Origin of the sequence: Streptomyces sp. NPDC049970, assembly GCF_040660235.1 — a bacterium.
GTDB lineage: Bacteria > Actinomycetota > Actinomycetes > Streptomycetales > Streptomycetaceae > Streptomyces.
This window is the reverse complement of record NZ_JBFALP010000022.1, coordinates 80,856-93,754: the sequence shown is the minus strand read 5'-3', so window position 1 is coordinate 93,754 and position 12,899 is coordinate 80,856. Positions and strand designations below refer to the sequence as shown.

Annotated in this window: 10 protein-coding genes and 1 pseudogene; 7 read left to right on the top strand and 4 right to left on the bottom strand. The window is 70.4% G+C overall.

Translation table 11 applies throughout. The annotated features are described in order from the left end of the window. Positions 1 to 180: 180 nt before the first annotated feature. Positions 181 to 332, top strand: a pseudogene (locus AB0I83_RS28115) (deaminase); the annotation flags it as partial. An 86-nt stretch (positions 333 to 418) separates the two neighbouring features. After that, positions 419 to 1,507 carry a polyprenyl synthetase family protein gene (locus tag AB0I83_RS28110; protein ID WP_363306616.1) on the top strand — a complete coding sequence of 363 codons (1,089 nt, stop codon included), beginning with the start codon at positions 419 to 421 and terminating at the stop codon, positions 1,505 to 1,507. A gap of 10 nt (positions 1,508 to 1,517) precedes the next feature. Here the strand turns inward: AB0I83_RS28110 and AB0I83_RS28105 are convergent, their stop codons facing one another. Then, the gene (locus AB0I83_RS28105; protein WP_356531981.1) at positions 1,518 to 3,752 is read right to left on the bottom strand and encodes an FUSC family protein; all 2,235 of its coding nucleotides are present in this window, start codon (positions 3,750 to 3,752) and stop codon (positions 1,518 to 1,520) included. A 263-nt stretch (positions 3,753 to 4,015) separates the two neighbouring features. Between AB0I83_RS28105 and AB0I83_RS28100 the strand changes: the two genes are divergently transcribed. The 5 genes from AB0I83_RS28100 (at position 4,016) to AB0I83_RS28080 (ending at position 9,261) form a co-directional block, all read left to right on the top strand. Further along, positions 4,016 to 4,567, top strand: a complete 552-nt coding sequence (locus AB0I83_RS28100; protein WP_363306615.1) for a DoxX family protein — start codon at positions 4,016 to 4,018, stop codon at positions 4,565 to 4,567. Between the two features lie 334 nt (positions 4,568 to 4,901). Further along, entirely contained in the window at positions 4,902 to 6,365 is a 1,464-nt protein-coding gene (locus tag AB0I83_RS28095; RefSeq protein ID WP_363306614.1) for an L-fucose/L-arabinose isomerase family protein, read from the top strand. A 300-nt stretch (positions 6,366 to 6,665) separates the two neighbouring features. After that, the gene (locus AB0I83_RS28090; RefSeq protein ID WP_356531976.1) at positions 6,666 to 7,988 is read left to right on the top strand and encodes a geranylgeranyl reductase family protein; all 1,323 of its coding nucleotides are present in this window, start codon (positions 6,666 to 6,668) and stop codon (positions 7,986 to 7,988) included. Between the two features lie 471 nt (positions 7,989 to 8,459). Then, complete coding sequence (locus tag AB0I83_RS28085; RefSeq protein WP_356531974.1) at positions 8,460 to 8,621, top strand: hypothetical protein; 162 nt, start codon at positions 8,460 to 8,462, stop codon at positions 8,619 to 8,621. 214 nt (positions 8,622 to 8,835) lie between these two features. Then, the gene (locus AB0I83_RS28080) at positions 8,836 to 9,261 is read left to right on the top strand and encodes a DUF6003 family protein (protein WP_356531972.1); all 426 of its coding nucleotides are present in this window, start codon (positions 8,836 to 8,838) and stop codon (positions 9,259 to 9,261) included. A 629-nt stretch (positions 9,262 to 9,890) separates the two neighbouring features. Here the strand turns inward: AB0I83_RS28080 and AB0I83_RS28075 are convergent. The 3 genes from AB0I83_RS28075 to AB0I83_RS28065 form a co-directional block, all read right to left on the bottom strand. After that, positions 9,891 to 10,313 carry an ATP-binding protein gene (locus AB0I83_RS28075; RefSeq protein ID WP_356531970.1) on the bottom strand — a complete coding sequence of 141 codons (423 nt, stop codon included), beginning with the start codon at positions 10,311 to 10,313 and terminating at the stop codon, positions 9,891 to 9,893. Positions 10,314 to 10,744: 431 nt separating this feature from the next. Then, the gene (locus AB0I83_RS28070) at positions 10,745 to 11,149 is read right to left on the bottom strand and encodes an ATP-binding protein (RefSeq protein ID WP_363306631.1); all 405 of its coding nucleotides are present in this window, start codon (positions 11,147 to 11,149) and stop codon (positions 10,745 to 10,747) included. Between the two features lie 336 nt (positions 11,150 to 11,485). Further along, positions 11,486 to 12,415 (bottom strand): universal stress protein, encoded by a 930-nt coding sequence (locus tag AB0I83_RS28065; RefSeq protein ID WP_363306613.1) that lies wholly within the window; start codon positions 12,413 to 12,415, stop codon positions 11,486 to 11,488. Positions 12,416 to 12,899 lie beyond the last annotated feature (484 nt).

Here is a 12,899-nt window from a genome sequence, read left to right as displayed (position 1 = left end):
TCGGCGCCGGAACGACCCAGGTCGACCGACGCGGGACGGTACGCCCCCTCCAGGCTGCATCCGCACGCGGAGCACCGCCACCCGAGTGCGTCGGGCCTCCTGGAGAGACCCGGGAAGCGACCCCGGAAGCAACGCGGCGGTGGTACGTGAACCGTCCTCGCGGCGCCGAGCCGTCGACCGCAACAGTTCCTGGACACCGACCTCGTCGCCACCCTGTATGCGGCGGTCCCTCCGTGGAACCCGGATCCGGTTCACGCCTCCGGGAGTCACCCGGCGAGCCGCGTGACCGCTTCCACCTCGACGTCGTACCGAGCGCGAGCGGCGTGACGCACCCCCCTCTTCCGGCGGCGGTGATACGCGGACCATCGAAGGCCGCGTCTGGCAGCGTGGCACCTGCCTTCCGGAATTTGGAGACCCTGTGACCCGTAGCGCTGCCCCGACCGAGCAGATCCGTGCCCGACTCGCCGGATACCAAAGGCGGTTCCCCCTACTCTTCGAGGAGTACTTCCGGAACCTGAGCAGCACGCTCGACGCGCCGTCGTTCAGCCGCTTCACCCCCGAGTGCCTGGGACTGCTGAAGGATCTGTCGCTGCGCGGCGGCAAGCGGATGCGCGTCGCCCTGCTCTTCGAAGCCGCCGGCCTGGTGACCGACGAGCCTCTCGCCGCGCTGGACGCAGCGGCCCTGAGCATCGAACTCTTGCAGACGCACGCCCTGGTGCACGACGACATCATCGACAACAGCGCCGTACGCCGGGGCGGCCCCTCGACGTACTACGCCTACCGCGACAGGTTCCCCGACCACCCGCAAGCCGCCCTCGGGCTCGCCCTGCTCGCGGGTGACCTCGCACTGACGTCGGCCCTCCAGGTCCTGCTGGATTCCGAGGCGCCCCTCGCCGTACGCCAGGCGATGGTGGAGGTTCAGACGAGAGCGGCCTCGGCCACCTTCGTGGGCCAGATCATCGATATGGAGCGCGACTTCACGGCCGATCCCGGCGAAGAGATCCTGCACCAGGTCGCGGACTTCAAGACCGCCCGCTACTCGGTACTCGCCCCCATGCGGTTGGGGTTGCTCGCCGCAGGCGAGCAACCGGACACCTTCCAGGCCGAGTTCCGCCGCTACGCGCGGCTCGCGGGAATCTGCGGGCAGATGCGCGACGACTACCTCGACCTGTTCGGCGACGCGGAGACCATGGGAAAGCCGACGGGCACCGACATCCGCGACGGGCGACGCAACTACACCGTGCACGCCATCCTGAAGGCGGCCGACGAGACGGAGCGTGCGGTGCTGCGGTCGGGGCTCGGCGATCCCGCCTGCAGCGAGGAGACCATCGGCTCCATCCGCGACATCGCCCGGCACCACGGTGTCCACGAGACCATGCGGGCCGACATGCGCCGCTGCGCGGAGCTGGCCTCCGGCGAGGCGGCCGGCTGGCGCTCCCGATGGCGTGCGGAGGCGGTCGCGTTCTTCGAGTACCTGCCGATCTGGAGCGTCGAGCGAGCTCTGTGACGGCGATTCCTCATCCGAGCGCGGCCTTGGCCCCCGTCTGCTGGTCGGCGACCGGTACGTCGAGGGGCCGGGCGAGGCCGACCACACCCTCGTCCAGCCGCTGCAGGTGACGCAGGACGCGGGACGTCACCGTACCGGCCGGAAGAGTGCCCGACCCGTCGTCCCGGAGCGTCGACGCGATGCTCGCGCCGGACCTGACCTCACCCCCGGCCCCCTCGTCCGCGACATGCGCGGCCAGTACCTCGATGTTGTGCGCGATCCGCCGCCCGGCCCGATGGAGCCGGGGATCCGCCGCGATCGTCCTGCTGTGCGGCAGCAACTCCGCGGTCGCGGCGAGGGCGCGGGCCTGGTACGCACACGTCTCCAGCAGCGCCACGAGATAGCGCACGGTCTGCCGCCGACCGCGCAGGGGAGTGATCGGATACGTCAACGGCGTGGTGGATGACCTCAGTTCGTCCAGTGCCGTGTCCAGATCCCGGGCCTTGGTGAGGAGATCGGACTGAACCCCGCCGCTGAGCTGCTCCACCGAGGCGGAGGCCACGTCACCCAGCCGGTCCAGGACCGTGCCCAGCAACTCGTCGGTGCGGTGGTCGGTGTGCACCGGCAGCACCAGTACGGCGGCCACGACACCGCACGCCGCACCGATCGCCGTCTCCTCGATACGCAGGACCAGAACGTCGAAGCTGTAGGAGTTCAGCAAGGTGTAGAGCAGGCCCAGCATGGCCGTGACGAAGAACGACATCACGGCGTACGACAGCGGGGCGGTGAAGAACATCGCGAAGATGAAGACCAGGACCAGCGCGAACGCGAGCCAGGTGTGGCCCCCCACCACGCCCGCCAGCGCGACGCCCGCGACGGCACCCAGCAGCGTGCCCAGAAGCCTGCGGTAGCCCTTGACCAGGATCTCGCCGGTGGAAGCCGTGTTGAGGAAGACCACCCAGCACGTCAGAACGGCCCAGTACCAGCGCTCACTGGAGAGGAGCTCGCCGCCGATGATGGCAAGGACCGAACCCACCGACACCTGGAACGCCGCCCTCGTGGTGGGACGCCGCAACCCGGTGCGCTCCTCGTCCTTCGACTCCTCGGGGGCGGTGAGAGCGATGTCCTCCGCGTCGAACTCCTCGCGTGAGCGCGTCGTCGCCGGCGAGTCGTCGGACTCGTCCTGGGGCCCGTCCAGCGCCAGGCGCAGCCCCAGGACGGATCGGGCCGCCTCACCGATGCCACGGAAGGCGTCCTGGATGGCCGCCGACGCGGACGGGAGGCGTTCCTCCTCGCGGTAGCCGAGCAGCCGGTTGCGTATGTGGGCCACCGCCGTGCCCTCGTCGTTCGACGTGGGCCTCACCACCAGGAGACGCAGCGCCGCCAGATCCCTGCGCAGGGCTATGGTCGCGTCGTCCTCGGCCGGCCTCCAGTCCCCGGTGAGCGGTACGGGCGCGTGCGGCAGGTGAAGGGTGAGGGTGTCGGCCCGCTCGGCGCTGCGTGCGTTCAGCAGGAGCATGCCCAGTCGCTCCGTCGCGATCTCGGCCTCCGCCACGCGGCGTTGCAGCAGCGCCGCGTTGTCCGCGTCCCGGGTGCCTTCCTCCAGGCGGCTCTGAATCATCAGCGCCGCCTCGTGCAGCCGTGCGGTGCGCCGTCGCATGTCGTCGAGCACCTTCTCCAACTGCTCCGGGCCCGCGTCGAGGAGCTGGATCTGGTTCGCCACGAGCTGAGCCAGTCGCGTACGGAAGGCATCACGCAGTCGTGTCAGGACACGGCGGGGTGTCTCCGGGACGACGGCGAACCTCACCACCGCACTGCAGACGAAGCCGACGGCCAGTGCGGCGAAGAGACTCGGCAGGGCGTCTGTGGTCGCCCCGACGAACAGGGAGAGGAAGTAGATCTGGAAGCCCATGAGGCCGAGCGCCGTGCCACGATCGCCGAATCTCCGGCAGTAGACGGCGCCGAAGATGAGTGCGACGAAGAACAGGTCGCCCACGACGACCTGCGACGTCAGGAGGGCACCCAACGACGTCGCCGCGAGCCCCACCGGCATCCCCAGCGCGAGAGTGATCGCCTGGTCGCGGACGAGCGTGTCCTTGACGGCGAAGGTGGCGGTCATCGCCGTCATGGCACCGGCCACCAGATGCGTGACATCGGCGCCCAGCACGACAAGGACGATCAGGGTGAGCGCGATGGCCGAGACCGTCCGCAACCCGGCTGTCAGTCTCAGGAGTCCGGGATCGGACGCCGCGAACCGATCCCACATGATGGCCCCGCCCCGCCGCCGCACTGCCCTCACCCTGCCGTTTCGCCCGGTACCGTCCTGATCCACGTGCCCGGTCAGCATCGCACGGCGGGCAACTCCGCGGCCAAGGCAGGTCGGCGGCCGTGACGCTTCCGGTACGGGTGCTCCGCCCCGGCGGCCGCGTTCCCCGTGACCACCGGGGCCACTCGTGAGGGGGCGTCCGCTCCGACAGATCGTACGAAATCCGTGTGCGTGCCCCGCGGGAACCCGGGCATGCGCGGATCATGGCAATTCTCAGGACAGCCGCCCGACCCCTGCTCGCCTCCGTCTTCATCTCCGGCGGACTCCGCACGCTCCGCGATCCGCACTCCGTGACAGCGGCCGCCGATCCCGTGGCCCAGCTCGCTGCCGGGCGCGTACCGCAGCTGCCCAACGACACGGTGCGGCTCGTGCGGATCAACAGCGCCGTGCAGGTCGGCGCCGGGGTACTCCTGGCCACCGGCCACGCCCCGCGCGTGGCCGCCCTCGCACTGGCGGCCTCGCTCGTGCCCACCACCCTCGCGGGACACGCCTGGTGGAAGACCGAGGACCCGGAGGAGCGGGCCCGCCAGCGCGTCCAGTTCACCAAGAACCTCTCCCTGTTCGGCGGGCTCCTCATCGCGGCCGCGGACACCCACGGCAAGCCCTCGCTGGCCTACCGCTCCCGGGCCGCGGCCACCGCGGGCCGACGAAGCGCCAGGAAGGCCGGGCAGGCGGTGGGCACCGCCGTCGCCGACAGGGCGGAAGAGGTACGGTCGGCCGCCGACAGCGTGCGCGGGCACCTCCCGATCGGCTGACCGCCGCACGACCGGCCCGGGCGAGCACCTCCCGGCCACTGCCGAAGAGGGGGAGCCACTACCGTCAGCTCCCGCCGCCGTGCGGGCCGGCCGTCCGCAGCAGGCGCCCGACATGACCTGACGCACCGTAAGGGTGACGGGAGGCCGGCCGGGCCACCCTTGCGCGCGACGGCGACACCCATCCGTCGGCCCGCACGGGTTCCACGGGTCCGGTCGGCCGAGAACAGCTCGGCAGCCCCGTCCGCGTCGCGGATTGATTCGTTTCAAACCCTTGTTCGCGCGTCGCTTCCACGCTTAACGTCCCTCCGAGAGAACCCCTCGAAGGGAAGCCCGCATGATTGCCGCATCCGCCGTTCCGTCCAGCGCCGCACTGGAGCGCATCACCCGCCGTACGACCCGTGTGGGCCTGGTCTCCGGTGGCCTGGGGGCCTACTGGCCGCAGTTCCCCGGGCTGTTGCCGCAGCTCCAGGACTCCGCCGCATTCGTCACCCGCCGGCTGGAGTCGATGGGCTGCGAGGTCACCGACGCGGGCTTCGTCTCAGATCCGAAGGAGGCCGCGGTCGCCGCGGACGTACTCCGGCGCGCGGACTGCGACATCATCGTCACCTTCCTCACCACCTACCTCACCTCCTCGATGGTCCTGCCGATCGCCCAGCGCAGCGGGTCCCCCGTGCTGATCATCGATCTGCAACCGACCGAGGCGATGGACCACTCCACCTTCGACACCGGCAGATGGCTCGCCTACTGCGGCCAGTGCCCTCTGCCCGAGGTCGCCAACGTCCTGCGACGCAGCGGCATCCCCTTCCGCTCGGTCTCAGGCCACCTCCGCGACGAGAACGCCTGGAACCGGATCGGCCGCTGGATAGGCGCGGCAGGCGTACGGGCTGCGCTGCGCCACGGCCGCCACGGGCTGATGGGCCACCTCTACCCGGGGATGCTGGACGTGTCGACGGACATGACCCTCGTCTCGGCGCAGCTGGGCGGCCACGTCGAAGTACTCGAGTTCGACGACCTCCGGGTCCGCGTGGACGCGGTCACCGACCAGCAGGCCGCCGAACGCGTCGCTCTGGCCCGCGAGGTGTTCACCCTGGACGCCTCGGTCGACGGGAACGACTTCGACTGGGCGGCCCGGGTCTCCGTGGGGCTCGACCGGCTGGTCGAGGACTTCTCCCTGGACAGCCTCGCCTACTACCACCGGGGTCTGGACGGCGAACTGCACGAGCGGCTGGGCGCCGGCATGATCCTCGGTGCCTCGCTGCTGACCGCGCGCGGCCTGCCGGTGGCCGGCGAATACGAGCTGCGCACCAGTCTCGCGATGCTCGTCGCGGACACCCTCGGTGCCGGAGGATCCTTCACCGAACTCCAGGCGCTCAACTTCCGCGACGGCGTGGTCGAGATGGGGCACGACGGACCGGCGCACCTCGCCATCAGCTCCAAGGACCCGCTGTTGCGCGGGCTGGGCGTCTACCACGGCAAGCGCGGCTGGGGCGTCAGCGTGGAGTTCGACGTCACGCACGGCCCGGTCACGACGTTCGGCCTCGGACAGGAGGCGGACGGCAGTCTCGTCTTCATCGCCTCCGAGGGGGAGGTCGTGCCGGGGCCGCTGCTGGAGATCGGCAACACCACCTCCCGCGTCGACTTCGGCGTGGATCCCGGCGAGTGGACCGACGCCTGGTCGGCCTCCGGGATCGGGCACCACTGGACGCTGTGCACCGGCCACCGGGCCAAGGACCTGAAGGCCGCGGCCGACCTGCTCGGCCTGCCGTTCCGGCTCGTCGACGGCACCGGAGTCCTCTGAACTCCCGTCGCCGACCAGTCCACGCGTTCCTCCGCCCCCGGGGGCCCGCGCGGAGCCGTTCGGCAGTTCCCGCCGCCGGGCCGCACCCGGAGGCGTGCACGGGCAACGCACAAGCGGAGCATGTCGCTCGGAGCTGCTGTGCTGACGGCCGTTCCGGCCTTTCGACCCGCCCGAGCGGGTGTTTCGGCGCGGGTCGGGTATGTGATCGGTACGGATTCGGAGACAGGTCCGCCGAGCCGACAACAGTGCCGGCACGTCGGCGGAATTCCCGACGCGCCTCGCTCACCTAGGAGTCAGCAAGTGGAGTCAGGCGAGGATGTCGCTACCGGCGACCACCAGGCGCAGGTGATCGTGGTGGGTGCGGGGCCGGCCGGTTCGGCCGCGGCGCTGTACCTGGCCAGGGCGGGCGTGGACGTGGTGCTGCTGGAGAAGGGCACGTTTCCCCGGGACAAGGTGTGCGGCGACGGCCTCACCCCCCGAGGCGTGCAGCAGTTGGTGCGTATGGGGGTGGACATCGACGCCCCGGGCTGGGCCCGCACCAAGGGCATGCGGTGGGTGTGCGGCGGGCGTCAGGTCCACATCGAATGGCCCCGCACGGGCAGCCAACCCGATTTCGGTCTCACCCGCTCCAGGTACGACTTCGACGACATCCTCGCCCGACATGCCGTGGCCGCGGGAGCCCGTTTGTGCCTGGACACGAAGGCGACGGGCCCGTTGACCGACCGCGCGGGGCGGATCGTCGGCGTCAGCACGGTGAGGGGAGGCGACGGACAGCCGAGGAACTACCGTGCCCCCGTGGTCATAGCCGCCGACGGTGCTTCGGCCCGCACCGCTCTGGCCATGGGGCTGGAGCGGGACCCGGACAAGCCGATGGCCACCGCCGCCCGCCGCTACTACCGGAGCGAAGCCCGCACACACGACCCCTACCTCGAACTCTGGGCCGACCTGCTGTGCTCCCGCACCGGTCGCGACCTGCCGGGATACGGATGGATCTTCCCGCTCGGGGACGGCCGTGTGAACGTCGGCCTGGGCGCACTGCCGCACCGCAGCCACGGGGCGGTCGATCTGCGGGCCACCATGGACCAGTGGCTGGCCCGCCTGCCCGCCCACTGGGGGCTCCGCGAGGAGAACGCCGACTCGCCGTTGCGCAGCGCCGCGTTGCCCATGGGTTTCAACCGCAGACCGCAGTACGGCCGTGGCCTGCTCCTGGTCGGCGACAGCGGCGGCATGGTCAGTCCGTGGAGCGGCGAAGGAATCGTCCAGGCCATGGACGCGGGCGAAGTCGCCGCCGAGACGGTCGCCCTCGCCCTGCACCGCCCCGACGGCCCCCGACGCGAGCAGGTTCTCCACCGGTACGCCGGTGAAGTGGACCGCCGCTGGGGGCGCTACTACCGGCTCGGCAACACCGTCGCCGAACTGGTGCTCGCCCGCTACGGGTACCGGCCCCTCCTGAACCGGCGCGTCATGGACTCACCCGCGCTGGTGCGGACCCTCGCCCGTCTGCTGATCCAAGGAACCGACGCGCCGTCCGACGACCTGATCGACACCGTCGTCCACGGCCTCGTGCGGATGGTTCCCGGACCGAGCCGACGCGAACGAGGTCGGGTGGCCCGTCACCGGTAGACCCTTCACCGACGTCGGCTCGCACGGCGGCGCCCGTCCTCCCTGGCCAGGGCCGGCCGAAGCCGCGCCCTCCCGACGCGACACCGGCCGGCGTGCACGCCCTACGAGAACCTCTCCGTCCCGGCGACACGGCGAGACCCGGACCTGAGCCCGTTCGTTCATGAGGGGGTCGCGGTGTCACACCGGGTGATGAGGAGAACGCTCCGTGCGGCAGGCTGTCGGCGCCACCGTCGTGGTGCGCGATTCTGCTTGGCGGCGGGCCACGCCGTCGGAGACACTGGAAGCGGTGGCGCCGAATGCGGACGAACCGTAGGGACACGTGGCACGACGACTACCGCCGTGTAGCGCCGTCGTCCCGGGCCGTGGGTCCATGTCCGTCTCGGAGCCGGTGCGGCGGCTGTTTCCCGCAGCCCGGGCGATTCACGCGTACCTCATGGCGCGCCACCGCACCGACACGGCAAGGAGACGGCCATGGTGCATCACCACAAGTCCAACAAGGAAGTCGAAGGCGACCCGGACCACGGACACGGGCGCGGCCTGCCGAGGCGCCCGAACGATAAGGAACTCGCCGATCGAGTGGCGGAGGACCGCGAGGAGATGGGGCTGCCGCCGACCCGCGGTCCCGCGGACTGAAACGGACACCGGCTCATCACCGACCACCGAGATGGGCGTGGCACCGACCGAGGCTTGGTGGGCGTGGACGGGGCCTCGCTTCCGCTCGGCGTGGTGAGCGAGGCGAGGGGAGAGCACCCGCTCGCCGGAGTGGCGAGACGAATTCGATGGCGCATGCAAACGCTAATATCGGAGGCGTCGTTGACGCCCCCGATCGAGATGGTGCTTTTGCACGATGGACCATGACGCTCGCTTGTTTCTCCTGCCTGACAGCTACCCCCGAGTAGGGGCAGCCCTCGGTTCAGTCGGCCCCTTGGCATGCGCGGAGACACCAGCCGTCCACGGGTGGTTGCAGGCTCACGGGGTCTCCGCTTCGTCGGAACAGGTCAGAATCCTCCCGGCCGACGCGGAAGCGCTGCTTCCCGAGGACGCCGAGAGCCTCCCCGTTCCGTTGAGCGAGGAGGAGGCGCTGCTCGTACACCGGGAGTGTGCACCTCGCGCGGTGGCGGACCTGGAGGCGGAGCTGTCCGGCTTCCGGGAGATGACACAGGGCTGGGAGGCCCTCGTGCACCGTGCGTTGACGGCCGGTGTCCCGGCCCCGCGCATCGCCGAACTCACGGGCCTGTCCCCGCGGGAGATCAGCGGCCTGGTCCAGGCCTGAGGGCTGTCCCGTACTCCCTGGCGGGCGGACGACGACAGCGGCGGCGCCTCGCCGTGTCGTCGGAACACCCGAGTACATCCGGTTTGCGGGCGTGTCCGCGTTGCGAGGTGCCGCATCCGACGCCGCGCGCAGATCCACCAGGGATTACGGGACAGCCGTTCGCGGTCAGGGCCGGCAGATAGTGAGCGAGGCGGCCATCGCCCCAGCTCGACGGCTGCCCGCGGCACGCAGTCCGCTCAGGCCGGCCGCGAAACGGATGCCGCTGTCCGACACCCGCTCGGCACGGCCCTGCGACACGACCCGGCGAGCTGGCAGAGGAGTTCGCCGGGTCGTGATCCAGTCGACCGCCGGCCCTGATCCGGCGGAGGGGTCTCGGACGTCAGCGCGGTCCGCGTACGAGGCCCGCTCCCTCTGCGGGGCGGAGACCCGAGGGCCACAGGACGTTGCATGTGCTTACGTGCCCGCCAAGGTTCCGTCCAGCAATCCCCGCCGGGCTTTCGACGACAGCTACGGCGCCTCGCCGCGTTGCCGGAACGGCCGAACGCATTCAGTATGCGAGCGCTTCTCCGCCTTGCGATCCACCGCATCCGACGCCGCGCGCTGATCCATCACGGATCACGGGACAGGCCTCAGTACGCGAGCCGGGCGCGAATGGTCTTGCCCGTGCTGGGCCCGTACGTGACGGTCAGTTCGGTGGCGAGACGGCGGACCATGTGCCAGCCGAAGCCCCCACTGCCACCGTTCAGGTCCGGCGCCCGCTCACGCGGGGGCGTCGTGCTGGGGTCGCTGACCGCCGCCGTCACCGAGTCCGATGTCGCGGAGAGCTCGAGCGTGTACCGGCCGCCGCCGTGACGCACCGCGTTCGTGGTGAGCTCGGAAACCACGAGGACCAGGGAGTCGGCCGTGCCGGGATCCGGGCCCGGGGTGAGGTTGTCGGTGAAGGTGCGAGAGGCCTCGCGTGCCCGGTGAATGCTGTCGGAGCCATTGCCCCGCACCCTCGTCCTCGTCGGATCGGAGGGTGTCGATGCGTTGGTGATCTTCTGGCCGTTCATGCGAGTTCACCCACCTGTTGTCCGTTGTGCCGCTTTGCAGTGACAGAGAGTGTGCCCTCCCACTCCGCCTCCACACCTCCGCGTACCCTGGGCCCCTCCGCGGCGCGGCAACCGCGGCTCCGTCCGGTCCGGCTCAAGCGGTATCGGCTTCCCGTCTCGGAGCGCAACGCACTCGATCCGGACGCGAGGTTCGGATGCGCGCTGAGTAACGGCGTATCAGCCCGTCGACCCCGGCGGAGGCGAGTGCGCGCCGCTCCCCACGCGTCCACTGCAGGACAGCCGCAGTCATCCCTGACGGAAGCGCATGGCCCATACCCTGCGGAGCGGGCCCGGATCTCACCCGAGATCTATCGGCCGGACCGAGGCGGGCGGCGATTTGTCCTCACGCGCAGGCAGACGAACGGAGTTGGTGCCTCCGTCCGTTGCGCGTCCTACCAGGCTGCGTGGCCGGCTTGATCATCCTGGAGCCCGTCGAGCATCGAGATCTCCACGCGGATTCGCTTGCCGACCGGTTCCCGGCGGACCTCGAAGCTCTGGCAGACCGCCAGAACGATCTCCAGGCCATGCCGACCCGCGCGCGCGGGATCGGCCTGCTGGGCGATGGGGAGTACGTCCCCCGAATCCCACATGGTGATGCCCAGCATCCGCCCGTCCACCACGAGATCGAGCAGACACGGGCCAGGCGCGTACTTGCAGACATTCGTGGCCAACTCGCTGACCACCAGTTGCGCGACTTCCGACACGCGCGAGGGCACGGCCAGCTCGTGAAGGGAGTGCGCGTCAAGCAGAAAGTCACGTACGAAGCCGCGAGCACGGTAGATCTCACCCGAACTCATGTCGTAGGCGGAACCCCGCGACAGGACACCCGCGGACCTCTCCCGCCCGTCCAGTTCGACCGTGCTGATTGTCGCCTGCTGATCCATGCCACGTCCCCCGTCGGATCAGCTGCACCACGCAGCTGAGTCGCCACCCGCCTACCCGCCGTCACACAACTCACTCCCGGTGCGGACGACGGGACCGCGGACAGAGAAAGCCCGGGCCGGCTCTCCGACTTGCCGGCTCGCGGCGTGAGCCTCGCACGTGCCGCGCGCACTCCTACCGGCAGGGACTCTCGCACGCATGACCTGCATGCCCCCTGAGTCCTTCCGCGCCACCGCCCGCAGCGCGGAGGGTCAGTCCTCGTCCCCTCCGTAGTGTTCCTCTGCGACCCCTCTCTCGTCACGGCTGCAGGGCACGATCTCCACGGGGCACCGCGAGTGGTGCAACAGTGCGTGCACGACATGCCCCACCCCCAGGACGGGGCCACTGCGCCGCTCACGACTCCCCATGACCAGGAGACCCGCCTCCCGGCTGGTCTCGACCAGTGCGGACGCCGTGGACCTCGCTGTGACCACCTCGGTCTGCACGCTCAGACCGGGACTGTCGACGCGGAGTCGGGAGGCGAGGTCCTTGAGGAAGTACTCGCCCGGACCCGCAGGCTGTCCAGCGCCTTCGGGTGAGGCCGCACGGCTCCCCGAGGTGGCGAGCTTGTTCCGTACATGGAGCAGAAGCAAGGGGCGGTCACGTGCCTGTGCCTCGCGGACGGCCCGTACCAGCCAGACCACGTCGTGCTCGTCCTCCACAGCGGCCGTGACCGGTGCGCCGTCGTCCCTCTCCGGCTCACCGCGGACCACGACGACGGGTACGGGGCTGCCGATGACCGCCTCCAGCCCGACCGATCCGAGCAGCAACGGGCCGAATCCACCGCTGCCCCTGCTGCCGACCACGATCGTGTCGCCGGGGCGAGCGGCCGCGTGAAGCGCGGGAACGGGCCTCTTGCGGCTCAGCTTGACGGTCAGGTCGAGCTCGGGGAAGCGCTGCCGAATCTCCTGCGCCGCCTCCGCCAGGAGGGTCTCCGCCTTGTCCCGGACGTGCTCCGAGGTCTCGAACGAGGAGAACCGGTCGAGACGGTCGAGATCGGCGGCGTGCACGAGACGCAGGCCGTGTCGATGCCGGACGGCCGTCGCCGCACCCCAGAGCGAGGCTGCCCGTCCTTGCTCCGAGCCGTCCACCCCGACGACCGTTCTCGGCCCGTCCGTGCTGTCGGCCGAATGGATACGCATCGCTTCTCCTCCTGCCGCCCGAGTGTCCGCCCTTCCATGCTGTCACTTTCGGACGGATTGCGGCGATCGAAGGTGAGCGTGTTCGGCGAGGACCCCGAGGTGGATCAAGAGGATCTGCGTCCGCGCCGCTCCGCGTCCGCCCCCCAGTGCATCGACCACATTGCCGCACGGTGGCGCGACGCCCGTGGCTTCGGCGGGCCGCTCTGAGACGGTCTGTGCTGGTACGGCGACTGTTGTCTGGCCCTTGGGAACGGCCGTGCGCGTGGGCTCACCCGACTGGCGGCGCGAGTGGTGTTGTTGCTCTCTGGTGGGAGCCGGTTCCGGCATGTAGCGTTCTGCCAGATGTCGTGGTCCGCCTCATCCGCCCGCGCTTTGGTGCGGGCCTTTTGCTGTGTCGATGCGGACCAGGACATCAGTACCCCCGAGCCGCATGGTGTGGTCCGGGGCCCCCGTTCTCGCGTGGTGCGGGTTCGGGACATGAACA

Excerpts from the sequence above, each read along its gene's own strand:
- AB0I83_RS28065 (WP_363306613.1), bottom strand. The coding sequence starts at position 12,415 with ATGCGTATCCATTCGGCCGACAGCACGGACGGGCCGAGAACGGTCGTC.
- AB0I83_RS28080 (WP_356531972.1), top strand. The coding sequence starts at position 8,836 with ATGGACCATGACGCTCGCTTGTTTCTCCTGCCTGACAGCTACCCCCGA.
- AB0I83_RS28095 (WP_363306614.1), top strand. The coding sequence starts at position 4,902 with ATGATTGCCGCATCCGCCGTTCCGTCCAGCGCCGCACTGGAGCGCATC.
- AB0I83_RS28100 (WP_363306615.1), top strand. The coding sequence starts at position 4,016 with ATGGCAATTCTCAGGACAGCCGCCCGACCCCTGCTCGCCTCCGTCTTC.
- AB0I83_RS28075 (WP_356531970.1), bottom strand. The coding sequence starts at position 10,313 with ATGAACGGCCAGAAGATCACCAACGCATCGACACCCTCCGATCCGACG.
- AB0I83_RS28105 (WP_356531981.1), bottom strand. The coding sequence starts at position 3,752 with ATGTGGGATCGGTTCGCGGCGTCCGATCCCGGACTCCTGAGACTGACA.
- AB0I83_RS28085 (WP_356531974.1), top strand. The coding sequence starts at position 8,460 with ATGGTGCATCACCACAAGTCCAACAAGGAAGTCGAAGGCGACCCGGAC.
- AB0I83_RS28070 (WP_363306631.1), bottom strand. The coding sequence starts at position 11,149 with ATGAGTTCGGGTGAGATCTACCGTGCTCGCGGCTTCGTACGTGACTTT.